This is a genomic window from Nocardiopsis sp. NPDC006832 (assembly GCF_040635885.1).
In the GTDB taxonomy this organism is placed as follows: Bacteria; Actinomycetota; Actinomycetes; order Streptosporangiales; family Streptosporangiaceae; genus Nocardiopsis.
The window spans coordinates 29607-53624 of sequence record NZ_JBEYLC010000009.1; the positions used below are offsets into that span (position 1 = coordinate 29607).

Annotated in this window: 19 protein-coding genes; 9 read left to right on the plus strand and 10 right to left on the minus strand. The window is 70.9% G+C overall.

Annotated elements, in window-relative coordinates:
* A partial coding sequence (locus ABZ717_RS06640) for a HAMP domain-containing protein (protein ID WP_358506638.1) occupies positions 1–870 on the minus strand: 870 nt, incomplete at its 3' end.
* 380 nt (positions 871–1250) lie between these two features.
* Between ABZ717_RS06640 and ABZ717_RS06645 the strand changes: the two genes are divergently transcribed.
* Positions 1251–3416, plus strand: a complete 2166-nt coding sequence (locus ABZ717_RS06645) for a SpoIIE family protein phosphatase (protein ID WP_358506849.1) — start codon at positions 1251–1253, stop codon at positions 3414–3416.
* A 10-nt stretch (positions 3417–3426) separates the two neighbouring features.
* Here ABZ717_RS06645 and ABZ717_RS06650 read toward each other — a convergent pair whose 3' ends face one another.
* Positions 3427–4032: a response regulator transcription factor gene (locus ABZ717_RS06650; protein ID WP_358506641.1), complete on the minus strand. Its 606-nt coding sequence runs from the start codon at positions 4030–4032 to the stop codon at positions 3427–3429.
* Between the two features lie 218 nt (positions 4033–4250).
* Here ABZ717_RS06650 and ABZ717_RS06655 point away from each other — a divergent pair, with 218 nt between their 5' ends.
* Together ABZ717_RS06655 and ABZ717_RS06660 are read left to right on the plus strand one after the other, a co-directional pair.
* Positions 4251–5999 carry a trypsin-like peptidase domain-containing protein gene (locus tag ABZ717_RS06655; RefSeq protein WP_358506644.1) on the plus strand — a complete coding sequence of 583 codons (1749 nt, stop codon included), beginning with the start codon at positions 4251–4253 and terminating at the stop codon, positions 5997–5999.
* A gap of 343 nt (positions 6000–6342) precedes the next feature.
* A complete protein-coding gene (locus tag ABZ717_RS06660; RefSeq protein WP_358506647.1) occupies positions 6343–7617 on the plus strand; it encodes a glycosyltransferase in 1275 nt (424 codons plus the stop codon).
* On the opposite strand, the gene ABZ717_RS06665 is transcribed toward ABZ717_RS06660, so the two are convergent.
* The 3 genes from ABZ717_RS06665 to ABZ717_RS06675 all read right to left on the minus strand — a co-directional run bounded on the left by ABZ717_RS06665 (position 7566) and on the right by ABZ717_RS06675 (position 10849).
* The gene (locus ABZ717_RS06665; protein ID WP_358506851.1) at positions 7566–9005 is read right to left on the minus strand and encodes a HAMP domain-containing sensor histidine kinase; all 1440 of its coding nucleotides are present in this window, start codon (positions 9003–9005) and stop codon (positions 7566–7568) included. The two genes, ABZ717_RS06660 and ABZ717_RS06665, sit on opposite strands and share 52 nt — an antisense overlap.
* 118 nt (positions 9006–9123) lie before the next feature.
* Positions 9124–9819 carry a response regulator transcription factor gene (locus ABZ717_RS06670; protein WP_358506650.1) on the minus strand — a complete coding sequence of 232 codons (696 nt, stop codon included), beginning with the start codon at positions 9817–9819 and terminating at the stop codon, positions 9124–9126.
* Between the two features lie 82 nt (positions 9820–9901).
* Complete coding sequence (locus tag ABZ717_RS06675; protein ID WP_358506653.1) at positions 9902–10849, minus strand: CoA ester lyase; 948 nt, start codon at positions 10847–10849, stop codon at positions 9902–9904.
* A 153-nt stretch (positions 10850–11002) separates the two neighbouring features.
* Here ABZ717_RS06675 and ABZ717_RS06680 point away from each other — a divergent pair, with 153 nt between their 5' ends.
* From ABZ717_RS06680 to ABZ717_RS06690, 3 genes are read left to right on the plus strand one after another with little or no spacing between them, the layout of a single operon-like run.
* Entirely contained in the window at positions 11003–13354 is a 2352-nt protein-coding gene (locus tag ABZ717_RS06680) for a molybdopterin-dependent oxidoreductase (protein WP_358506656.1), read from the plus strand.
* A 26-nt stretch (positions 13355–13380) separates the two neighbouring features.
* The gene (locus tag ABZ717_RS06685; RefSeq protein WP_358506659.1) at positions 13381–13518 is read left to right on the plus strand and encodes a hypothetical protein; all 138 of its coding nucleotides are present in this window, start codon (positions 13381–13383) and stop codon (positions 13516–13518) included.
* The gene (locus tag ABZ717_RS06690; RefSeq protein ID WP_358506662.1) at positions 13515–13775 is read left to right on the plus strand and encodes a type II toxin-antitoxin system RelE/ParE family toxin; all 261 of its coding nucleotides are present in this window, start codon (positions 13515–13517) and stop codon (positions 13773–13775) included. Before ABZ717_RS06685 ends, ABZ717_RS06690 begins: the two co-directional genes overlap by 4 nt.
* A gap of 17 nt (positions 13776–13792) precedes the next feature.
* Here ABZ717_RS06690 and ABZ717_RS06695 read toward each other — a convergent pair whose 3' ends face one another.
* The 3 genes from ABZ717_RS06695 to ABZ717_RS06705 are packed head-to-tail and all read right to left on the minus strand — an operon-like array spanning position 13793 to position 18396.
* Positions 13793–15973: a PrsW family intramembrane metalloprotease gene (locus ABZ717_RS06695; RefSeq protein WP_358506665.1), complete on the minus strand. Its 2181-nt coding sequence runs from the start codon at positions 15971–15973 to the stop codon at positions 13793–13795.
* Positions 15974–16000: 27 nt separating this feature from the next.
* On the minus strand, positions 16001–17347 hold the full coding sequence (locus tag ABZ717_RS06700) for an isoprenylcysteine carboxylmethyltransferase family protein (RefSeq protein WP_358506668.1): 1347 nt from the start codon (positions 17345–17347) through the stop codon (positions 16001–16003).
* Positions 17344–18396 (minus strand): hypothetical protein, encoded by a 1053-nt coding sequence (locus tag ABZ717_RS06705; protein WP_358506671.1) that lies wholly within the window; start codon positions 18394–18396, stop codon positions 17344–17346. The genes ABZ717_RS06700 and ABZ717_RS06705 overlap by 4 nt, the downstream gene beginning before the upstream one ends.
* Positions 18397–18486: 90 nt before the next feature.
* Here ABZ717_RS06705 and ABZ717_RS06710 point away from each other — a divergent pair, with 90 nt between their 5' ends.
* Positions 18487–19134, plus strand: coding sequence for a TetR/AcrR family transcriptional regulator (locus tag ABZ717_RS06710; RefSeq protein ID WP_358506674.1), 648 nt, complete (start codon positions 18487–18489; stop codon positions 19132–19134).
* On the plus strand, positions 19131–19616 hold the full coding sequence (locus tag ABZ717_RS06715) for an NUDIX domain-containing protein (protein WP_358506677.1): 486 nt from the start codon (positions 19131–19133) through the stop codon (positions 19614–19616). Before ABZ717_RS06710 ends, ABZ717_RS06715 begins: the two co-directional genes overlap by 4 nt.
* A 7-nt stretch (positions 19617–19623) precedes the next feature.
* Here the strand turns inward: ABZ717_RS06715 and ABZ717_RS06720 are convergent, their stop codons facing one another.
* Both ABZ717_RS06720 and ABZ717_RS06725 read right to left on the minus strand, forming a co-directional pair.
* On the minus strand, positions 19624–20466 hold the full coding sequence (locus ABZ717_RS06720; protein ID WP_358506680.1) for a hypothetical protein: 843 nt from the start codon (positions 20464–20466) through the stop codon (positions 19624–19626).
* Between the two features lie 122 nt (positions 20467–20588).
* On the minus strand, positions 20589–22091 hold the full coding sequence (locus ABZ717_RS06725) for an NAD(P)H-hydrate dehydratase (RefSeq protein ID WP_358506683.1): 1503 nt from the start codon (positions 22089–22091) through the stop codon (positions 20589–20591).
* Between the two features lie 158 nt (positions 22092–22249).
* Here ABZ717_RS06725 and ABZ717_RS06730 point away from each other — a divergent pair, with 158 nt between their 5' ends.
* Positions 22250–24004, plus strand: a complete 1755-nt coding sequence (locus tag ABZ717_RS06730) for an N-acetylmuramoyl-L-alanine amidase (RefSeq protein ID WP_358506685.1) — start codon at positions 22250–22252, stop codon at positions 24002–24004.
* The last annotated feature ends 14 nt before the right edge of the window (positions 24005–24018 follow it).

Here is a 24018-nt window from a genome sequence, read left to right on the forward strand (position 1 = left end):
GAGGTTGTCCGCCATCGAGTTGACGTTGTCGGTCAGGTCTTTCCAAGTGCCCTGGACCCCGCGCACGTTGGCGCGACCGCCCAACTTGCCCTCGGTGCCCACCTCACGGGCCACGCGGGTGACCTCGTCGGCGAACGTGGAGAGCTGGTCCACCATCGTGTTGATGGTGTCCTTCAGCTCCAGCATCTCGCCCTGGACGTCGATGGTGATCTTCTTGGTCAGGTCACCGCGGGCGACCGCGGTGGTGACGGTGGAGATGTCGCGGACCTGCAGGGTGAGGCGGGAGGCCATCTGGTTGACCGACTCGGTGACCTCGCGCCAGGCACCGGAGACACCCTCGACCTTGGCGCTGCCGCCCAGCTTGCCCTCGGTGCCCACCTCACGGGCCACACGGGTGACCTCCTGGGTGAAGCCGCTCATCTGGTCGGCCATCCGGTTCACCGTGGTGGCCAGACGCAGCAGGTCACCGCGGAGTTCGCCGCTGCGGGACTCGGTGGAGGCCCGTCGGTTCAGCTCGCCCTCGGCGACCGAGTCCAAGACCCGGGCCACGTCGGTGACGGGTTCGGCGACCTCGTCCAGCAGCATGTTCAGCGCCCGGGCGCTGTTGCCCCAGGCGCCCCGCGCCGGGTGGACGATGACCCTCTCGTTGAGCCGGCCCTCCTCACGGACGACGTCGCCGACCCTCTGGAGTTCCGAGCTGAGCTGTTCGCTGTGGTCGACGACCTCGTTGAAGACCGAGGTGATCTCCTTGAGCCTGCCACTGCCGCGCGATCGGAGTCGAACACTGAAGTCGCCGTCGCGCATCCGGTACAGAGCGCTGAGAATCTCGTCGAGCTGGTCGTCGGCCACTTCCTTGACCGCCTCGGGCATGTACCCCTCCTCTATCCCGCACGCCACCTCGGTCATCGACCTCCGCCTGCCGGGGACGGCCCGACTCGGCCCACCGCACGGTGGGCCGGCCCCGTACCAGGTCGGGGCACGGGACACGGGGAGCGCGCGCGTGGCCGCGCGCCTCGGTGACACCCCGTCACGCTATCGTCGCGAGTTACCACCCGAAAGAAGCGGATGTGTCGTCTTACACTAACCGGCCCCGAGATTTCGCACAGGTGGGTCGACGAACTCGCGTCCACGATCCCGGTGAGGCGGGGCCCGGCCATGGCTTCGTGGAACCCGCGTATCGTTGCAGTTGCCGGCACCGGCATTCGCGCCCAGTGACGAAGGACACCGACGGCTTGGTAGTACAAGACGCGTTGAAGGTAGCTCGACGGGAGTTCCCCCCCGCTCCCGAGACGGCGGCGGCCGCCCGAGAGTTCGTGCACGACACCCTGCTCGGTTGGGGTCTGCCCGACCCGTTCGACGACATCATCCTGCTCGTCAGCGAACTGGTCACCAATGCCGTCATCCACGCGGACTCCGCGTTGGAGGTCACCGTCCGCCGCTCGGAGGGGTCGACGGAGGTGATGGTCACCGACTCGGCCCCCGAGAGGGCGGTCCCGCAGGCGGGTCCACTCGCCGTGGACACCTCCCCCTCGACCGAGGAGCAGCGCAGCGGTGGCCTGGGACTGGCGTTGGCCTCGGCCATCGCCTCCAGTTGGGGCGTGAGCTACGGGCGTAACGACAAGGCCGTGTGGTTCCGCATAGAGGACAAGAACGACGGGACGCCGTCCCTGGAGTCGCCGCCGGTGCGTCGGGGCACCGTCCGTCCCGCGCGCCCACCCGCGTGGTCGGCGCTGGACTCGGCGTTGGGTTCGCGCCTGACCCTGCCGCAACTACTGGAACGCACGGTGGAGTACTCCACGTCGACGTTGGGCGGTGACGCCGCCTACATCGCGTTGACGACCTCCGACGAGACCATGTGGGAGGTGCGTACCGCGGTCGGGCTGACCGGTGGGGCGCACTGGCGCCCGCTCCGGGTGCGCACCGAGGAGATCTTCCCGTCCGCGGCGCCCGAGCCCGGACCGGTGATCAACGACGACCTGATGATCGCCCGAGCCGGTCGCGGCGCGCTGGCCCGTGCCGGAATGCGGTCACTGGTGACGGCACCGATGATCGTCGACGGTCGGGTGACCGGCCTGTTGGCGGTCGCCTCCACCCGGGCACGCCACTTCGGTCCGGCGGCGGCCAAACGACTCCAGGAGGGCGCGGACCTCATCGCGCTGCCGGTCGAGCGTGCCCGGTTGGCCGAGGTCGAGTTGAGCCGTCGCGCCTCGCTGAGCTTCCTCGCCGAGGCCAGCGACCTGCTCGCCGGCACCCTCGACGAGAAGATGACCGGCGCCCTGGCCGCGCAGCTCATCACCTCGCGCCTGGGCCGTTGGTGCGCCATCCACACCACCAACGAACTGGGAATCTCCAAGCTCACCCACGTGGTGCACAGCGACGAGAACCTCAACGACATCCTGCGTTCCCTGCTCACCTCGTTGCCACCGCGGGAACAGCGTGAACCGCAGCCCCTGTGGACCCCGCAGGAGTTGGCCGCCGAAGGGCTGGAGGAGCAGTGGTCACGTGTACCCGCCCGAGGGCCCGCGATCAGCATCCCGCTGATCGCGCACGGCCGGGAGCTGGGTCGGATGACCATCGGCAAGAACGAGAGCGACGACTTCACCCGTGAGGAGGCGGACGTCGCCGACGACCTGAGCCGTCGGGTCGCCTCGGCGATGGAGAACGCCCGCCTGCACGAGCGGCACACATCGATGAGCACCGCCCTGCAGCGCAGCCTGCTGCCGCCCAAGGACAAGGAGCCGGTGATCCCGGGGGTCGACCACGCGGTGTACTACCGGCCCTCGGACGAACGCAGCGAGGTGGGCGGCGACTTCTACGACGTGTTCTCCGCCAGCGGCCGGTGGTGCTTCGCGATCGGCGACGTGTGCGGCACCGGCCCGGAGGCCGCCGCCGTCACGGGTCTGGCCCGGCACACGCTGCGCGCCCTGGCCCGGGAGGGATTCACCCCGGCGCACATCATGCAGCGGTTGAACATGGCGATCCTGGACGAGAACACCTCGACCCGGTTCCTCACCATGCTCTACGGGGAGATGACCCCGGCCACCGACGGAACCGGCGGCATGCGCGTGCGCATGGTCTCGGCCGGGCACCCGCTTCCGATGCGACTGAACCAGAAGGGGCGGGTGGAGACGTTCGGCAGCTCCCAGCCGTTGCTGGGCGCGTTCGAGGACGTCGGCTTCACCACCGAGAGCGTGGACATCCACCCGGGCGAGGTGGTGCTGGCGGTGACCGACGGCGTCACCGAGCGACGCAGTGGCAACGACATGCTCGGCGACGAGGGGTTGGAGGAGATCTTCTCGCACGCCGCCGGGCTGACCGCCCAAGCGGTGATCAGCCGGATCGAGCGCGAACTGGAGGAGTACGCCCCGGGCGGCAACGCCGACGACACCGCCATGTTGGTGCTGCGGTTCCTGTGACCGGTGGGGCTCAGAGCCAGCCCATGTCCTGGGCGGTTCGGATGGCCGCCATGCGGTTCTCGGCGCCGGTCTTGCCGATGGCGTTCGACAGGTAGTTGCGAACGGTGCCCTCGGTGAGGTGGAGCTTCTTGGCGATCGCCGCGACGGTGGCCCCGTCGGCGGCGGCTCGCAGCACCTCGCCCTCCCGGTCGGTCAGGGGGCTCTCCCCGCCGACCATCGCGGCGGCGGCCAGGTCGGTGTCGATGTAACGTCCGCCCTCGTGGACCTTGCGGATGGCGCCGGCGAGCTGCTCGACCGGTGCGTCCTTGGCCAGGAACCCGCGGGCCCCCGCGGACAGGGCTCGGCGCAGGTAGCCGGGGCGCCCGAAGCTGGTGAGGATGACGACCCCGCAGCCGGGGGCGCGTTCCTTGAGCTCCGCGGCGGTCTCCAGGCCGGTGGCGCCGGGCATCTCGATGTCCAGTACGGCGATGTTCGCGTCGTGTTCGAGGACCAGGTCGGTCACCTGGTCGCCCCGGCCGACCTCGGCGACGACCTCGATGTCGTCCTCCAGGCCGAGCAGCGCGGCGATGGCCCCACGGACCAGGTGTTCATCGTCGGCGAGAACCAGATTGATCACGGGGGACCTTCCCAGTCGCCCGCGTCGTCAGGGATCGCGAGCACGGTATCGTTCCGGACATTGTGGATCATTCGGCACGGAGGCGGCCGAGTACGAGGACGCTCGGTCACGGCTCGGGAGAACTCGAAACCGCGCTGTAGCGGGCTCTCACCCTCTTTTAACCCACGCACCACATGATGAAGCTTGTCAGTACATCGTCCCATCTGACGGAGGATGAGTTGCAGCCCCACGAAACCAACGACGGCCACGAGCCCGGCGCGGGTACCGAGCACGCCGCCGGCGCCGAGGACCACCCCGTCCAGGACTCCTTCGCCTCCGAAGACCGGGACCAGAGCGCCACCGCGGGCGGCCCCGCCCCGGTGAACGAGACCGCGCCGGAGACCTCCGAGGCGCTGGAGGCCGCTGCGGCCTCCGAGACCCCCTCCGCTCACGAAACCCCGGCGGCCCCCGAAGTCCCCGCGACCTCCGAGGCTTCCGAGGCTTCCGAGGCCGAGCCTTCGAGCGCACCTCGCTTCTCCCCGCCCGAGGAGTCGGGACCCCGGTGGGCGACCGATCCCCAGGGCACCGGCCATGGTTCCTACGCCTTCCACGGGCAGGGACCGCACACCGGACCGCACCAGGAGGGACCACCCCCCGGACCCGGCATGCCTCCGCCTCAGCCGCACCAGCAACAGCCGTACCCACAGCAGCCGCCACAGGGCCACTACGGCGCCGGACCGCACACCGGGGGCTTCGCCGCACCGGGGCAGCCCGGCCCGGCCGGCCCGCCGCACCAGACCGCCGCCTTCGGGGCCGGTGGTCACCCTGGTGGGCCCCGGCACCCGGGACCGTTCGGGCAACCGCACTTCGGCCCGCCCCCGGAGTCCGAGCGCAAGAAGCGCGGCACCGGCAAGATCGTGGGAATCGCCGCGGTGACCGCCCTGGTCACCAGCCTGGTCATCGGACCGACGGCCGCGCTGGGCACCGCCTACCTATTGCCCGAGGCGGACCCCATCAGCGCGCTCGACGGTGAGCAGGGAAGCACCGCCACCGAGGGCGCCGTCGGCGAGGTCGCCGAACAGGTCCTGCCGAGCGTGGTCTCCATCCAGACCGGTTCGGGCGGCGGCAGTGGCGTGATCCTGTCGTCGGACGGACAGATCCTCACCAACGCGCACGTGGTGGCGGAGGCCCAGAACGGGCCCCTACAGGTCCGGTTCAACGACGGCAGCGCCACGGAGGCCGAAGTCCTCGGTGTGGACCCGGTGTCCGACATCGCGGTGATCCAGGCCGAGGGTCGAGACGACCTCACTCCGGCCACCCTGGGCGACTCCGACCAGGTCGGCGTGGGCGGCGACGTGGTCGCCATCGGTTCCCCGCTGGGCCTGTCCGGCACGGTCACGACCGGTGTGGTCAGCGCGCTCAACCGGCCGGTGAACACCGGAGCCACCGAGAGCGGTGGCGGCCAGACCTCCACGGTGATCAACGCGATCCAGACGGACGCGGCGATCAACCCCGGTAACTCCGGCGGCCCGTTGGTGAACATGGCCGGCGAGGTGGTCGGGGTCAACACGGCCATCGCCGGGCTCTCCCAGGAGAGCGGTTCGGTGGGTCTGGGCTTCGCCATCCCGATCAACCAGGTCCGGCCGATCGCCGAACAACTGGTGGAGGAGGGCAGCGCCAGCTACCCGGCCATCCAGGCGACCATCGCCCCGAGCCGGAGTGGTGGCGCGGAGATCATGGAGGTCACCGACGGCGGGGCCGCCGCCGACGCCGGTCTGTCCACCGGCGACGTGGTGGTGTCGCTGGACGATGAGGCCGTCGACTCCCCCGACCAGCTCATCGCGCAGATCCGGGCCCGGGCTCCCGGAGACGAGGTGACCCTGGGCGTGGTGCCCAAGGGCGAGGACACCCCGGAGGACGTGACGGTCACCCTGGGCGAGCAGAGCGCCGCGTCCGCGACCGAGGAGGTCGAGGAGGAAGAGGACTAGGGAAGGACTTGGTTCCGCCAGAGGCCGACGGGGGCGTCGCTCCGGCGGGACCATGGGTCGACGGGAAACCGACCCTGAAGCGAAGGGGCGGTCCGGCTGTCGCCGGGCCGCCCCTTCGTGGTGGTCGAGGTACCGCCGGCCGCGCCATCGGGTACGGGCCATGACCTGAACACACGCCTGGGAACTGAGAGACAGAAGTGAACACGGAGAGTATCGTTCCGTGGACCGTGTGCCACTTTCGGGATCGCCCCCGTGTTCACCGCAAGGTCGGCGACGGGCCATACGGATGGCCCACACTCGTGATCACCACGGCAGGCCGCGCGCAGCCCCAGGAGAATCCGGTATGTCCACGTCCTTCGCACCCCACCCGCCCGCGGCGACGCGTCCGGCCCCTTCCGGAGGTGGACGCCGCCGGACCAGGGTCCTCATCGGTACCGATACCTACCCCCCGGACGTCAACGGCGCCGCCTACTTCACCGCCCGGCTCGCCCGGGGGCTGACCGAACACGGTGTCGAGGTGCACCTGCTATGCCCCTCGCCCACCGGGCGGCCGCACGTGGTGGAGCGGCACGGGGTGGTGGAGCATCGGCTGCGGTCCATGCCCTCCTTGGCGCACGAGAGCGTCCGGCTGGCCCTGCCCGCGGGTGTACGCGGCCACCTGAACCGGCTCCTGGACCGGTTGCGGCCGGACGCCGTGCACATCCAGAACCACTTCCTCGTCGGCCGGATGCTGGCCGGCGCCGCACACGACCACGGCGTGCCGGTGGTGGCCACCAACCACTTCATGCCCGAGAACCTCTTCGACCACCTGCGAATGCCGTGGTCCCTACGCCCGTACGCCGCACGCCTGGCCTGGTGGGACCTGAACCGGATCCTGGGCCGGGTCGAGCACGTGACCACACCGACGCCGACCGCGGCCCGGCTGCTACGCGAACAGGGGTTCATCCATCCGGTGGAGGCGGTCTCCTGCGGGATCGACCTGGACCGCTTCCGACCGCCACCGGAGGGTTCCGTCGTCGCCGAACGTCTGCGGCTGCGCGCCCGATTCGGGCTGCCCGACCGTCCGACGATGCTGTTCGTGGGTCGTCTGGACGAGGAGAAGCGCGTCGACGAACTGGTGCGCGCGGTGGCCCGCACCTCCGACGTCCAGCTGGTGCTGGCCGGTCAGGGCGCGCACCGCGAGAGGGCGGAGGAACTGGCCCGGGCCGAAGGGGTCGCCGGCCGGGTCCGGTTCCTCGGCTTCGTCGCGCACGAGGACCTCCCGAACGTCTACCGGTGCGCGGACGTGTTCACCATCGCGGGCATCGCCGAGTTGCAGAGCATCGCCACGTTGGAGGCCATGGCCAGTGGGCTGCCCGTGGTGGCGGCCGACGCGATGGCCCTGCCCCACCTCGTGGAGGAGGGCCGCAACGGCTACTTGTACGAGCCGGGCGATCCCGACGCGCTCGCCGACAGGGTGGAAACGGTGCTGGCCACCGAGCGGGAACGGCCGCGCATGGGCGCGCACAGCCGGCTCATGGCGTCACGGCACCGGTTGGAGGATTCGCTGGACCGCTTCGCGCACATCTACGTGGACGCGTCGGTCGGGGCACTCGCCTCGTTCTCCGGCGGCCGGTAGGGCGGCAGGGCGAACCCGATGACGGTGCCGCCGCCCTCCCGGTTTCGGGCGAACACCTCTCCCCCGTGGTCACGGGCGATCTCGTGCACCATGGACAGACCCAGCCCGGAGCCGGGCAGGCCACGGGCGACGGTGGCCCGGTAGAAGCGTTCGAAGAGGTGGCGGATCTCGTCGGGGTCCACGCCCGGGCCCCGGTCCAGGACCTCCACCACGCCCTCGCGGACGCGGATCTCGATGGGCCCGTCGCCGTCGGGGTCGAACTTGGCCGAGTTCTCCACGGGGTTGGACATCGCCCGTTCCAGGGCGCCGGGACGGCCCCAAACGAGACTGTCGTCGGCATCGACGAGGATCTCGCGGCCGGTCCGGCGTCGGGTCCGGGTGGCGACGCGCTCGGCGAGCCCTGCGAGCGCCACCGCGCTGCGGGTCTCGTCCTCGTGGTCGCCGGTGGCCAACCCGACCAGTTCGTTGACCAGGGCGGTGAGCTCCTTGGTCTCGCCTTGGAGGTCGTCGAAGAGCCGTTGACGCGCGTCCGGGCCGAGCCGTTCCACCCGGCCCAGGACCTGCACGTTGGTGCGCAGGCTGGTGAGCGGGGTGCGCAGTTCGTGCGCGGCGTCCTGCACCAGGCGGCGCTGTTCGTCCTTGGAACGGGCCAACCGGGCGAGCATGCCGTTGAAGGCGCTGGTGAGACGGCCGACCTCGTCGTGTCCGGGTTCCTCGGGGCCCACGCCCGGACCACCGGCGCCTCGGTCAGTGGCTCCCCCGTTGCCGCGACCGTTGCGCGTGGTGGTGACCGGGTCGAGTCGGCCGGTGGAACTGACGTACTCGGCGGCCTCGGTCAGGCGGACCAGCCGGCCGGTGACGCGGTGTCCCGCCAGCCAGCCGACCGAAGCCGCGCACAGGGCGACGAACAGGCCCACCCACAGGATCTGCGTGGCCAATCGGCCGATCATCTGTTCGATCGGGGACAGTTGTTGGAGGAGTTGGACGGCGCCGCGTCCCTCGCCCAACGAAACGGTGCCGACCCGATACGCCTGGTCCTGGACCTGGAGCTCCCGCTGACTGATCACCCCGGGTTCGTCGGCCCGAGCGAGCTCCAAGTCCTCGGAGGTGGGGTGGAAGGAGGAGATCTCGTGCTGGTTGGCGAGCAGTCGCGCCCAGCTTCCGTCGGGGCCCAGGATCTGCGCGTCCAGGCTGCCCGGGGCCAGGAAGGAGAGCCGGTTCTCCTGTACGTCCTCGCTCTCCTGCGCGGACACGATCAGTTGGCGGGACAGGTTCTGCAACGCGTCGTCGAACTCGCCCTCGGCGTCGGCGCGGATGAGCGAGGCGGCGGTGCCGTAGGCGAGCATGCCGATCAGGGCGATGGTGACGGCGGCGACCGCCGCGAACATCACCGCGAAGCGGGTTCCCAGTCGCCAGTCGTCCGGGTTGAGCAGGACGCTGCGCCGCCTCGCCTCTTGGACGCGTGACTCCGGAACGGACTCCCTGTGGGGAACGGACACCCTTGGATCACCCCTGGCGCAGCGTGTATCCGACACCTCGGACCGTCTGGATCAGCGGCGGTCCGCCATCCTCCAACTTGCGCCGCAGATAGCTGATGTAGACCGCCAGGTTCTTCGACTCCGGTCCGAAGTCGTAACCCCAGATGCGGTCGTAGATGGTGGCGTGGTCCAGGACGATGCCGGAGTTGCGCATGAGCAGTTCGAGCAGGTCGAACTCGGTCTTGGACAGTTCCACCTCGCGTTCGCCGCGCCACACGCGCCGGGCGCGGGCGTCCAGGCGCAGTTCACCCACCCGAAGGGGCGCCTCGTCGTCGGCCCCCTCCGGCACGGGAGCGGCGCGGCGCAGCAGGGCACGCAGCCGCGCCAGGAGTTCGTCGAGTTCGAAGGGTTTGGCGAGGTAGTCGTCGGCACCGGCGTCCAGGCCCGCCACCCGATCGGGCGTCTCGACCCGCGCGGTGAGCATGAGGATGGGCGTGCGATCGTGCTCGGCCCGAAGTACGCGGGCCACCCCGAGGCCGTCGACACCGGGCATCATGACGTCCAGGACCAGCAGGTCGACGGGTTCCGCGTGGACCGCGGCCAGGGCCTGGACTCCGTCGGCGACGGTGCGCACCGTGTACCCCTCCAGTTGGAGGGCGCGTTCCAGGGACTCCCTGATGGCACGGTCGTCGTCGGCGACCAGGACGGTGGCGGTGCTTTCCATGCCCCCATGCTCTCGCACCAGGGTGAGAGAGCGGTAAGAAGCGATCGGGAACGGGGTGTGGTGTCCTGGTCGAGTGCCCTGGTCAGGCGTTCGGGTCGAAGACGCGGGTGCGCTCCAGCCCGGCGGCGCGGCCCTTGCCGGCCACCACCAGCGCCATCTTCCGAGAGGCCTCGTCGAGCATCTCCTCGCCCAGCATGACGGCGCCGCGCCGGTCCACGGTGGTGGCGTGCTCGTAGGCGTCGAGGATGAGTTCGGCGTGGTCGTAGTCCTCCTGGGAGGGAGCGAACACCTCGTTGGCGGCCGTCACCTGGAGCGGGTGCAGCACCCACTTGCCGTCGAAACCGAGCGCGGAGGTGCGCCCGGCGGCGCGGCGGAACGCGTCCACGTCACGAATTTGCAGGTAGGGACCGTCGATGGCCTGGACCCCGTTGGCCCGAGCGGCCACCAGGATGCGCATGAGAACGTGGTGGTAGGCGTCGCCGGTGTCGTACCCGGGCGGCTGCTCACCGACCACGAGGCTCTTCATGTTGAGGGAGGCCATGAAGTCGGCGGGCCCGTAGACGAGGCTCTCCAACCGTGGGGAGGCGGCCGCGATCTCGTCCACGTTCACCAGGCCCTTGGCGTCCTCGATCTGCGCCTCGATACCGATCCGACCGATGGGCAGGCGCACGGCGCGTTCGATCTGGGTGAGCAGCGTGTCGAGCCAGTGGACGTCGCGGGCGGCGGTCACCTTGGGCAGGACCAGGGTGTCCAAATGCGCGCCGGCGTTCTCGACCACGGTGATGACGTCGCGGTAGGCCCATTCGGTGGAGATGTCGTTGACCCGCACGGAGCGGACCTTGCCGTCCCATCCACCTTCGGTGAGCGCCTCGACCACGGTGGCGCGCGCCGTCTCCTTCTCCAGGGGCGCGACCGCGTCCTCCAGGTCGAGGAAGAAGGCGTCGACGTCCAGCCCTCGCGCCTTCTCGACGAATCGGGGGTTGGACCCCGGTACCGCGAGCACCGACCGTCGCGACCTCGGTTCTGCCATGGCGTGTCCTCCCCGTTCCGTCCGTGCGCTGCGGCCCGTGGTGTGAGACGGGTCCCGTCCGGGCCCGCGGGCCTCATCATCGCACCGTGTGATGCGTAGAGTGTGGCCGGGCCCGGTGAGGGCGGGTCCGGGGATCACACGGGGGAATGCGACATGGCCGTGCAGCCGTACCCGACCAGTACCCATTGGGGTGCCTACCGGGTCGATGTGGAGAACGACCGAGTGGTGGGGGTGCACCCCGATCCTCGTGATCCCGCTCCGTCCCCGCTGATGGCCAACACACCGGACGCCCAGCACCACCGCACCCGGGTGGCCCGGCCGGCGGTGCGACGCCGTTGGTTGGAGAACGGCCCGGGCCCGGACGCGCGACGCGGCGACCCCGACGACGAGTACGTGGAGGTGGAGTGGTCCAGGGTTTTGGACCTGCTCGCCGGCGAACTGGACCGGGTACGCACCCGCCACGGCAACGCCGCGATCTTCGGCGGCTCCTACGGGTGGGGCAGCGCGGGGCGGATCCACCACGCGCAGAGCCAGCTGCACCGGTTCCTCAACACCATCGGCGGGTACACGCGGGCGCGCACCACCTACAGCCACGGGGCCGTGGAGGTGCTGTTCCCGAGGATCATCGGCGTTCCGGCCGCCAACCGGCTGCTGCATCGCGCACCGTCCTGGGAGCGGATCCGCGAGCACACCGAACTCCTGGTGAGCTTCGGTGGGCTGCGGGTGTCCAACACCTGGATCGCCTCCGGCGGGCGGGCGGCGCAGACGGCGGGTCCGGCGATGCGCGCGGCCTCGGACGCCGGTGTGGAGTTCGTGTCGGTGTCCCCCTTGCGCGACGACACCTCCGCCGACCTCAAGTGCACGTGGATGTCGCTGGAGCCCGGGACCGACACCGCCGTGCTGTTGGCGCTCATGCACGTGCTGTTCGACGAGGGGTTGGCCGACACCGCGTTCCTGGACCGGTACACCGTCGGCGCCGACCGGCTGCGCGCCTACGTGATGGGCGAGCGCGACGAGTACGGTGCGCCGGGCGGGGTGGAGCGTTCCCCCGAATGGGCGCAGCGGGTGAGCGGTGTGCCCGCCGAGGACGTTCGAGCGTTGGCGCACCGGATGGCGCAGAAGCGCACCCTGATCAACGTGGGCTGGTCGGTGCAGCGCGCCAGGTACGGCGAACAGCCGCTGTGGGCGGGGCTCGCGTTGGCGTGCTGCCTGGGACAGGTGGGGCTGCCCGGCGGCGGGTTCGCTTCGGGGTACGGCTCGATGGGCAACTACGGCGGTGGCGCGACCCCGGTGGGGCTGCCGCGGTTTCCACAGGGCACGAACGCGGTGGACTCGCTGATCCCGGTGGCCAAGGTCTCGGACATGCTGTTGCACCCGGGCGAGCCCTACGACTACGACGGAGAGCGCAAGCACTTCCCCGACATCCGGCTCGTGTACTGGGCGGGCGGCAACCCCTTCCACCACCACCAGGACCTGAACCGGCTGACCCGGGCGTTCGGTCGGCCGGAGACCGTGGTGGTGCACGAGACGCACTGGACGGCCACGGCCCGGCACGCCGACATCGTCATCCCGGCGACCACCGTGTTGGAGCGCGACGACATGGCGGCCAGCCAGGGCGACCTGGCATTGCGGGCGATGCCCCGGGTGGTCCCACCACACGGGCGGGCACGCGACGAGTACGACACCTACACCGACCTGGCCGAACGACTGGATGTGCGGGAGGAGTTCACCGAGGGGCGCACCTCCGGCGAGTGGATGCGCCTGGCCTACCAACGGTGGCGTTCCATGCTGGCCCGCCGCGACCTGGAGGTCCCCGACTTCGACGGGTTCTGGGAGCGGGGCCGGGTGGAGATGCCGGGCCGGGTCGAGGACGAGACGCTCATGGGCGACTTCCGGGAGGACCCCGAGGGCAGGCCGCTGCGGACGCCGAGTGGGCGCATCGAGCTGTACTCGGAGACCATCGCGTCGTTCGGCTACGAGGACTGCCCCGGTCACCCGGTGTGGCTGCCGGGGCCGGCCGTGACCGACACGGGTGAGGACGGGACGGAGTGGCCGCTGGTGCTGGTGGCCAACCAGCCGCGCGAGCGTTTCCACAGCCAGCAGGACATGGGACGGTACAGCGCCTCGCAGAAGGTCCACGGCAGGGCTCCGCTGCGGATGCGCCCCGAGGACGCCGAGGCCGCGGGGGTCGCCGAGGGCGACGTGGTGCGGGTGACGGGGCCGAGCGGTTCCTGTCTGGCCGGGGTGGTGGTCGACGACGCTCCGCGCCCCGGCGTGGTGCAGCTGTCCACCGGCGTTTGGTACGACCCGTCGGGTGCGGACGTGACCTGCGTGCACGGCAACCCCAACGCGCTGGCCCGGGACGAGGGGACCTCGTCGCTGGGACAGGGCTGCACGGGGCAGTTGATCAGGGTCCGGGTGGAGCCCTACGAGGGCGACCCGCCCCCGGTCCGGGTCTTCCAGCCTCCGGTGGGCGTCACCGACGTCGGCCCGCCGTCGTCATGATGTCCGTGGCCCAGCACGAGTCACTGATGGAAACGTTGAGTATCCTCTCCGATCCCGAAGCCCGAGCGGACCTGGCCGAGTCGATCGATTCCGAGGAGTTCACCACCGAGGAGGACATGGCCGCTCTGATGCGCCATCGTTTGGACAGGGGCTCCGCCGCGTGAGGGTCGCTTACAAAAGTCCCGCGCGGCGGGCACTGACGGAAGAGCTCCCGGAATCCGTCGCGTCCGCCGCCCATGAGTTCATCTCCGGCCCTTTGAAGGACAACCCTTGGCGTGTGGGGAAGCCCTTCGAAGACCCCTTTACCGGTCTGCACGCCGCCAGGCGGGGAACCTACCGGGTCATCTATCGGATCCGACCGGACAAGGACCTGATCGAGATCCACTCGATCCGCCACCGCAGAGACGCCTACCGAGCCTAAGTTCGGGTCGTGGGCGGTCAGCGGGTGAGGAGGCGGTCGGCGCGGCGGGGCAGCACCAGACCGACCAGGGCCGGTAGCGCGTAACCCACCTGTCCGGGGGCCAGCATCCCGAGGATCACACCGGTGTTGGCGGTGGGGGCGCGCAGGAACTCGCGCATCCGGGGATGCGCGTAGGGCACCGCGTTCCCCATGGACAGCAGACTGAGCACGGCCACACCGACCAGGGCGGTCCACACCATCCCGCCGGTGCCGGCGCGGGCCAGCCAGTTCTGCAGGTGGTCCAAGGCCGCCACCGCGTACGCGGGTTCGGCCTGGCCCGGCGCGCTCCAGGCACCCCACTGCATCGCACCGGCCAGGACCGCCAGGGCGGCGGCCGCCACGGCGACGGCTCCGGTGGCGGTACCCGCCAGCCCCAGACGGTAGGACAGCTCACGGGCCTGGCCGGCCAGTTCCTCCTGGGAGGGGTGACGGCGCCACGGCCGCCCCTGGGACCGGGCCTCCCCCATGGCGTTGGCCCGGCGTCGGCGCAGGAAGCGCAGGGTGTCGCAGAGCGCGCCCGGACCACGCCGGGCGGCCCGGGTGGCGGCGGCGAACTCGTGCACGATGGCGGTCACGGTGGTGGCCAGGGTGATCGGCAGATCCGCTCCGACCAGGGCCGTGCGCCGGAACGTCGGGGCGATGTCGGCGGGCACCCGCACCCGCGTGGAGATCGAACGTCCATGCGCCCACCGGCGCAGCCGGGCCAGCGGAGCCCGACCCGGCAGCGGGGGCGTGGTCTCGGCGGCGGAGGCGATCAGCCGGTGGTCCATGCCCACCGCGAACACCAGGACCAGCAACAACAGCCACGGAGTGAGCGCGCCGCCGCCCAGCACGCGGTGCAGGAAGGTCGAGACCGGGTCCAGGGTGGCGGCGGCCAGCAGCGCGTTGAAGTGCAGGTGCTCCAGATACACGAGCCCGGCGGCCAGGAGCGGCAGCAGCCACGTCCAGTTCCCGTAACGTCGACGCCCCACGATGGCCAGGCCCAGGGCACCGGCGATCAGCCCGGTGACGACGGCGTGCCCGGAGAAGATCGCCAGCACCTCGCCCTCGGGTCCGGAGATGGTGCTGCCCCCGGGCAGGAACAGGCCCGTGGAGCCCGTGTTCGGCACGGAGAACTCGGTGAACAGCCGCTCGGCCAGCTGGAACCCGGCCCCCGAGGCGGCGCCCAACAGCAGGAAGTCGACGGAGGCCAGGCGACGAGTGCGTCGACGGGCCAGGAAGGCGACGACCAACAGCGGCGACAGCTTCGCCACTTCCTCGACGGTGACCGCCACGTAGGTGTAGCCGAGGGCGTCGTACGGTTCCAGACCGACCAGCCCCACGATCGCCCCCTCCAGCAGGGCCACCGGCCACAGCAGGAGCGCCCCGAGGGCCACCATGCGCGCCAGGGTCGCGAAGGACACGGTGCGCGAACGCGCCAGGAACGCCAGTTGGAACAGCAGGACGAAGGTCAGGAGCAGGGCGGGCAGGGCCGGCCCGAGCTCCGGTGCGCTCAGCGGCGCCACCAACAGCAGCACGACCATGAGCCAGTTCCAGCCGCCGCGCGCCGCGCGCAGTGAGCGTACGGCCCGAGGGGATCGCACGCGGGCGCGCTCGGCCCGCCGCGACAGACGTTCGTGCGGGTCGGGACCGGGCCCGCGATTCCGTGCGTGCCGGGCGCCGGGTTCGATGCAGTGGTACCGCTGGGCGGCGTTCAAGAGCTCGGGGCGCTTGGTGCGCTGCGCCTTGGCCGCGAACTCCTCCCGCACACCGGGGATGTCGGAGCCCACGATCTCGCGGACGAAGTCGGCCGGTCCGGAGGCGATGGTGAGTTCGTTGGCGGCGACCAGGACGGCGGCGGAGAAGTCCTCCACGCAGACGAGGAAGTCGGTGGGTTCGTTCCCCCAACCCCGGATGAGGTCGACGAGGGTCTCGGTGTGCGGCGGCACCTCGGTGACCGGTTCGTAGGAGAACTCGCCCCGGGTACGGCAGACCAGGAGCCGTTCCACGCCCAGGGCCCGGCCCGCGTCGACGATCCCACGGATGAGGTTGCGGTCCCGGGGCACCGAGAAGGGCGTGGTGACCTTGCCTCCGGCCCGGACCCACTGCGGGTCGAACTCGGTCGGTCCGGCACAGACGCGCAGCACGAGATCGCGCGCGAGCATGGCCTGTTCTTGCATGGGTGTCCTCGTACCGGGGGGTGGGGATCACGTGGGGCCGCCGGAGTCCGGCGGTGGTCCGGTACGGGGGCGGCCAGGCACGAGCATAACGGCGAAGGGTTCGGTCGGACCATGCGCGGTGGGTCCCTCGCGCGAAGGGCGTGGTCCGGCTCCGAAGGCGTCCGCGCACAGTTGCAGGAAGTGCCGCACCACCGGCAGGGACAGGGCCCAACCGGTCAGGGCCCACCCCAGGTGCAGATGTTCCATCGCCCGGGCCAACGCCGCGAGGCCGCTCCAGCGCGCGCCGTCGGCGGTTTCGTAGGTGAGCCGGTACAACACCTCCGGGTGGTCCGCGGCCGGGCGCATGCGCAGCGCCGTGGGTCGACGGGCCGCCACCCAATTGCCCACCCCGCGGCACATTCCGCAGTCCATCGCCACGTACAGGGTGCCCTTGGTCCGCCCCGACCAGGGGCGCCATCGGGGCAGCCAGGGGCGCACACCGGCCCGGTAACCGGCCCAGGCGGAGCCGAGGTCCGCGCGGAGCCGGCCGCCCTCGTGCCAGGAGGCGAACCCTGCCCCGTAGGCGAAGCAGATCACCGCTCCGATCATCAGCGCGGGATGCAGCAGGCCGAGCACCAGGTACACCAGCGCCATGGAGAGCTGCATCGGGTTGCGCACGTAGGCGTAGGGGCCGCTGGTGACCAGGCGTTCGGGTGGGTCGTAGGGCAACGGGGTGCCACGTCCCACGGCGGCGAACTCCCGGGCGGCGGCCAGCCCGGGCAGGCAGGCCAGGGCCAGCAGTTGGACCAGGACGGACGCGGTCTCGGGCGTGGGCGGCTCGATCCGGACCAGAGCGGCCGACACGCAGACCGGCAGGACCACCATCAGCCCGAACGCGAGCAGCGACTGGGCCCACATCCGCGCGGTGAGCAGTTGCTTGTGCCGGGTCCAGTAGGCCAGCAGCGAAGCGGGGATCAGGCATAGCGCCGCGCCCAGGATCTCACCGAGCAACCACCACGACCCCAGCACCACCACGGGTTCCGCGAGCGGCATGAGGATCATGTCCAGCCAGACCAGCAGCCCGGTGATCAGGGGGACGGGGAGCAGGCGCAGCAGCAGCGCGGGCAGGGCGCCCCACAACAGGACCCACGCCAGCGTCAGGTCCACCGGCAGTCCCTGCCACACGGCGCCTTCAGCGTGGAAGGACCACCAGCCGGCACGCACCGCGTACAGGTTCAGCGGGATGAGGGTGAGCAGGGCCCAGGCGGAGGCCACGATTATCGACGCCGTCTCGCGGTGGGTCGGGGCACGCCACAGGCACAGCGCGATCAGCGCCGCGAGCGGTAGGAACAGGCCCAGGCCGCGCACGAGCAGGGCGGGGAGTTCGGGGGTCACCGGGCGGCCTCCGCGAAGGTGTCGGCGAGGTAGGCGGCGGCCAGGTCGGTGGCGTAGGCCTGGATCGGGCCGAAGTACCAGGAGGGGTCGTAGGTGCGGGAGTAGTCGAACTCCCAGGTCAGCCTGGTGTCGTCACCCTCCCGTTCCCAGATTGCGGTGGCGGTGCGCAGGTCCAGCCAACGGGCGAGGGTGGTGTCCTCGGTGACGTCGAAGACCACCCGACCGCCGTCGTCGTCGATCCGGCTCTCGGTGACCTCCAACTCCATGGTGCGCGGGGTGGGTTCGTCGTCCAGGGCCAGGGTGGTGCGCGGGGTGAAGTGGACCAGGCGGCCCTCGCCCACCTCCAGGCCCTCCCCCACCGCCTCGACCGGTTCGGGGAAGGGGACCGCGCTCAGGAAGAACGCCTCGGGGGCCCCATAGGCGGGCGGGGCGGCGAGTGCGGCGGCGACCTGTTCGGGGGTCGCGTCGATCAGGGCCGAACCCGTGCCGGTGTCGTCCCTGGGCAGCAGGGACAGCCCGGCGACCCCCTCCAGGGTGAGGGCGAACAGGACCGGGACGGCGACGAAGGCGTGCGGGCCGTACCGATCCCGGCCGGACACGGCGACGCCCAGCCAGGTGATCAGGGCGACCAGCCCGTAGATCAGCGGGGCCGCGATGACCAGGCAGACCAGACCTTCCCCGAGCAGTGGGCCGGAGAGCAGCAGCATGACGGTGGTGATGGCCATGGCCACCCCGACGGCGCTCTGTGGGCGGGCCGAGAGCACCACGATCAGGGCGAGGACGACGGGGAGCCCGACGTAGAACAGGGCGGTCTGGTCCAGGCCACCGAGGCTCGTCACCCGTAGGAGTACCAGGAGGGGGAAGACGCCCAGCGCAAAGATCCCCGCGAGGATCCAGCGGGCGGTGGAGGGGCTGCGTGCGGGCACGTGCTCCTCCCCCTCGAACCACGCGCTGGGCGGGGTTCCGGGGACGGCGCGATGGCCGGCGGCGTAGCGTGCGGCGGTCTCCTCGTCGGAGGGGTGGTCGTCGGGCTCGTGCGGTTCCGGCATGGGGGCTCCTCTCGGCTGTCCAACTGATTGAATCACTCGATTTAATCACTTGATTAAACCGTATGATGAAGCTCGTCGAAAGGGAGGGTCATGGCCAAAGGTGGCGGCGGAGTCCGCAGAAGCAGCGAGGAGACCAAGGAACGCCTGCTCACGGCGGCGGGAGAGGTCCTGCGCGAAGAGGGGTACTCCGGGGCCTCGGCCCGGGCCATCGCCACGCGGGCCGAGGTCAACTCGGCGCTGGTCTTCTACCACTTCGGCGGGGTCGACCAGCTGCTCTTGGCCGCGTTGGATCGCTCCAGCACCGAGCGCATGACCATGTACGAAGAGCTCGCGTCGAACGCCCGCACGCTCGAAGAACTGGTGGAGGTCGCCACCAGGATCTATCGGACCGACCTGGAGCGTGGCTACATCACGGAGTTCACCCAGCTGGTAGCCGCCGCCGTCGGCAAACCCGAGCTGCGCGAGGAGATCCGACGGCGTTCGGAACCATGGATCGACTTCATCGCCGGGCAGTGGGAGCGTGTGGTGGGCGGTTCCCCCCTGGGACGGTTGCTGCCCGCGCGGGAGGTCGCCCACGCCGCGATCACCTACTACCTGGGGGTCAACCTGTTCTCCGTGCTCGACGAGGACCATTCCCGCAGCGAGGCGGTGTTCGACCTGGCCGGAACCCTGGCGCCCCGCGCCCGACTACTGACCCTGCGCCTGCCCAGGCGCGCCGAGAAGAAGGAGCACGAGTGAGCGTTCGCGTCGCCGAGGGGATCGAATTCCCCGACACCGCCGATGGTCACCGTTGGGTGGCCGCGGCCGCGATCATCGACGAGCGAGGCAACGTCTTCGCCCAGCGCAGGTCGGCCACCCGCAAGGTCTTCCCGCACTGTTGGGACGTCGTCGGCGGGCACGTGGAGGAGGGCGAGGGCATGCTCGACGCCCTGACCCGTGAGATCGCCGAGGAGACCGGATGGCGGTTGAGCGAGGTGATCGCCGAGCTGTGCGTCCTGGACTGGGACCCGGGTGACGGGCTCGTCCGACGCGAGATCGACTACCTGGTCCGAGTCGAGGGCGACCTGAACCGTCCCACCCTGGAGGTCGGAAAGCACACCGAGTTCATGTGGGTGGACGAGTCCAAGGTGCACCTGCTGCACGACGCCCGCGACCCCGGCGACTACTTCATCGCCGACATCGTCCAGAAGGGTCTGGCCGCCGCCCGCACCCTCACCTGACCGAAAATCAGACAGGAAGGGCGAAGAAGAGGCCCACCCAGATGAGCACCAGGTCGCCCAGGATGTCCCGCCCACGTTCGATCTCGCGGGGTTCCCCTTCCGGTGCCCGCCGGGCGGCGAACCGGGACAGCCGCTCTGCGTCCAGGTCGACCCCGGTGTGGATGACCGTCCCATCCCTCAGGCGCAGCCGCCGACCCTCGACCCTGTCCAGCGCTTCGACGGGGACGGAGGTCACGTGGATTCGGTGCACCACCTGGATCCACGTGCCCGCCAGGCGCACCCGGGACAGGGACAGGTGCAGCGCGTAGACGCCCAGGATCGCGACCGGCAGGACGGCGAGGCCCACGACGATCCGCCACGCTAGGGGAAACGACTCAGACGACATGGGATTCGGTAGCCACCACAGCGTCATGCCGAATACGACCGTCGCGATGACGATTCCCAGGAATGCCCGCCCCGGGTTCCACAGGGTTCCGCTCTCCGGCACCGGGTGGAACCGTGCCGGGTCACGGCGACCGTCCGGCCCGTTCCCGGACCGCAGCGCCCGCCCCTCCCCCGTCTGTCCACCGAGTCCGACCAACCCATAGAGCAGGGCGAGTATCCCCTCGTGGTGGAATTCGACAGCGGTCACTATCGACAAGGTGAACAGGCAGAAGAGTCCGCTGATCGTGCCCCACCAGCGCATCCGGGAGTGGGGCAGGAACGCCGCCCGCAGCAGCTCGCCCCGGGTCGGCGGTGGACCGTGGACGCGCACTCTGGCCGCGACGAAACGCCGGTGTTCGGAGCCCAGCGCCATCGCGATGACGACGGCCCAGAACAGGAACAGCACCACGGGGAGGGTCCAGGACACGGGGAGACCTGTCCGGTCGGGGCACTGCCGTGCCGGTGGGGGATCCTTCGGCCACCCACCTTAGGGATCCCGGGTCACGTCCAGGACAACAGCGGACGATCCCGGCAAGCCCGGCCCCGCGGTCACTTCTGTTCCAGGACCTCCCTCAGGGCGAGGGGGAGCGCGTCCAACAGGTCCGAGGTGCTGATCGGGGCGCCGTCCCGCGCCAACACGGCCGCGCGTCCGTGCAGGTAGGCGGCGCACAGGGCGGCCTCCTGCGGGTGCTGCCCCGACGCCAGGAACGCGCCGGCCATCCCCGAGAGCACGTCCCCCGAACCCGCCGTCGCGAGCAGCGGGGTCCCCGTCGGGTTGGCGACGACCGGTGCGCCCGGGTGGGCGATCAGCGTCGTCGAACCCTTCAACAGCACGGTCGCCCGATACCGCGACGCCGCGCGCGACACGTGTTCCAGCCGGCGCGCCTCGATGTCGGAACGTTCGGCGTCGGGCAACAGCCGCGCCAGCTCACCCGCGTGCGGGGTCAGCAGGGTGTGCGCCGAACGGTCTCGGACCAGTTCGGCGAGGTGTTCCTCGGCGCCGACCAACGTTAGGGCGTCCGCGTCGAGCAGCACCGGCCGATCGCTCTCCAGCAACGCCTTCACCTCGTCCACCTCGGTGGGGTCGGTGCCTCGCCCGGAGCCGACCACGACGGCCGCGACGCGCCCCGGGCCCAGGTCGGCGTCGCTTCCCGGGTCCAGGCGCTCGCCGACCGTCTCCGGCCAGCGGGAGATCACCTGGGAGAGCACCTGTTCCCCGCCGCCGTACCGGACCATCCCCACGCCTGTGCGCAGTGCCCCGCCCACGCACAGGACGGCGGCGCCCGGAAAGCGGTCGGAGCCGGCGCGCACCGCGAGCACGCCCCGGCGGTACTTGTCGGACTCCGCCCCCGGCGTGGGCAACAGCCGCGCGATGTCCACAGCCTGTGGACGGAGGAGGTCGGAGCCGGGCAGTTCCGGTCCGAGTCCGATGTCGACGAGGTGGACGCTCCCGGCCCGTTCGGCGCCGGGGTCGACGAACAGCCCCGGCTTGTACGTGCCGAAGGTGATCGTGGCGTCGGCGGCGATCGCGGGCCCGGCGACCTCACCAGTGTCGGCGTCCACACCGCTGGGCAGGTCCACCGCGAGCACCGGGGCCGGCGAGTTCACGGCCAGGGCGGCCAACGCGCCGTGGGGTTCGCGCAGACCCCCGCGCCCGCCGATGCCGACGAGCCCGTCGACGATCAGGTCGGTGTCGAAGAGCGCGGTCTGCACGTCGTCGGAGAGGGTCCCCTCCTTCGCCACGGTCAGGACGCGACCGCCCGCGCGCCGCAGCGCGGTCGCACCGCCCGGGTGGAGTCGGGACCCGGCGGCCACCGCGCGCACGTGGGAACCCCGGGCGGCCAGGTCCGCCCCCGCGTACAGGGCGTCGCCGCCGTTGTCGCCGCCGCCCACCAGGAGGGTGACGCGGGAGCCGTACACCCGGGGCAGCGCCCGGGAGCAGTGCACGGCCAGCCCGGTGGCGGCGCGACGCATGAGGACGCCTTCGGGCAGACGGTCCATGAGCGTCTGTTCGGCCTCGCGGACGGCGTCGACGTTGTGGGCTGAAAGCACCGGGCACCTCCGAGGGACGGGTCGGATCTCTCATCGTGACGCACCGGAGCCGGATAACACCCGTCCCACCACACCCACTAGCGATCGACTTTTGGCACATATCGCCCGTTGTTACGGGTTCACCACGTAGAGAAGCCGTTAATGGGGACAATGGAGGTATGCCTCGACCGAGCAAATACGTGTCCAGGTCCGATCTGGGCTGGGGTTCGTCCCCGGCCGACCAGGCCAACCCCCGTTCCGGCCTGGTCATCCACTACGACTCAGCCGACCAGAACCTGGCGGGCAAGGACCACTCCGCCTGCCTGTCCTACTGGCGCAGCACCCGCGACTTCCACACCGGCCCCTCCCGCGGCTGGGCCGACATCGGGTACTGCGTCGACGCCGAGACCGAGATCCTCACCGAGAACGGGTGGCGGACCTTCCGCGAGATCGCCATGGGCGACCTCGTCCTCACCCTCGACCACACGAGTGGCACCTCCCGTTGGCAGCCGCTGACCGCGGTCAACGTCTTCCCCGCCATGCCTCGCGAGCTGCTCCGGATGGAGGGGTTCGGCCACTCCTCCCTCACCACCGGCCGACACCGCTGGCCGGTCGAACGCCCCTCCGCCGCCGGCGAACCCGAGCGGGCGTGGGCGACCAGCGCGACCCTGCGTGCGGGGGACCTGATCACGCTGTCCGCGCCCTGCCAGGCGCCACCCACCGAAGCCAAGTGGCCCGATGCCCTGGTGGAACGGCTCGCGCGCGCCTGCGTAGCCGGAGAACCGCGCACGGGTGACGGCCACGACGACCCCCTCCCCGAGGAGATCACCGAACACGCCCCGGACGGGGTGCCCTCGCACGGGTTCCTGTCCGCCCTGACCGGCCCGCAACTCGACCTGTTCCTGCGGTCCGCCTCCGGTAGCGGCGGTGAGGGGACGGGCATGCTGCTCGCTCCCTCACCTGCGGTGGCCGAATCCTTGTTGTTCGCCGCCGTCCTCGCCGGGAGGGCGGCCGTCCGGCACGAAGGAGGGGACGCGAACCGGGTGGACCTGCTCGACCGGGACCGCTTCGCCCCCGAGGACGTCACCGTCACCCGGGAGGACCACGACGGTCCCGTCTGGTGTCCCACCACCCCCGACGGGACGTGGCTGGCCCGTCGAAAGGGAACGGTGTACTTCACCGGGAACTCCTTCATGGCCTGCCCGCACGGGTACGTGATCGAGGGGCGAGGGCTGTACCGCGCCCAGGCCGCCCAGCCCGGCGGCAACACCAGCCACTACTCGTGCACGCTCGCCACCGGCCCCAAGGACCCCATCACCCCCGAGCAGATCAACGCCGTCCGGGCCCTTCGGCAGTGGCTCATGGAGCCCGACACCTCCATCGCGGGCAGTGTCTCGGGGCACCGCGACTTCATCTCCACGTCCTGCCCCGGAGACAAGGCCTACAAGCTCGTACAGGACGGCACCTTCGCCAAGGACCCCGACGACACAGAGGGAGACGACGACATGCCCCGACACCGCAGGTTCGAGAAGGACGACGCCCAGTCCATGGAGCCCGGCGACTGGGTGAGTCTGGCGTTCGACCGGCGGCACGACGGCGAGACCGGCGAGTTCTACTCGCTCGTGGGGGTCGAGGAGACCGACGGCGCCCACTACGACATCTCCGTCGGGGTGGTCCTGGAGGGCGTCACCCCCGGCGCCGAGGTGCAGATCCGCGCCACCGAGTACGAGTCCGACGGTGACGGCGGCTGGAAGATCGCCCGCAACCGCCCCCAGCACAGCCCCATGCACAAGAGTGGCCAAGGCCACTTCACCTACTCGTGGAAGGGCAACCTGGCGGAGGGTCGACGGGTCCGCGTCCGGCTGGCGCAGTTCGGTGACAGTACGGCGCAGGTGGTCTCGGCGACCACCGACGTCTTCTACTGGCCCCGCTGACCCGGCACCGACTT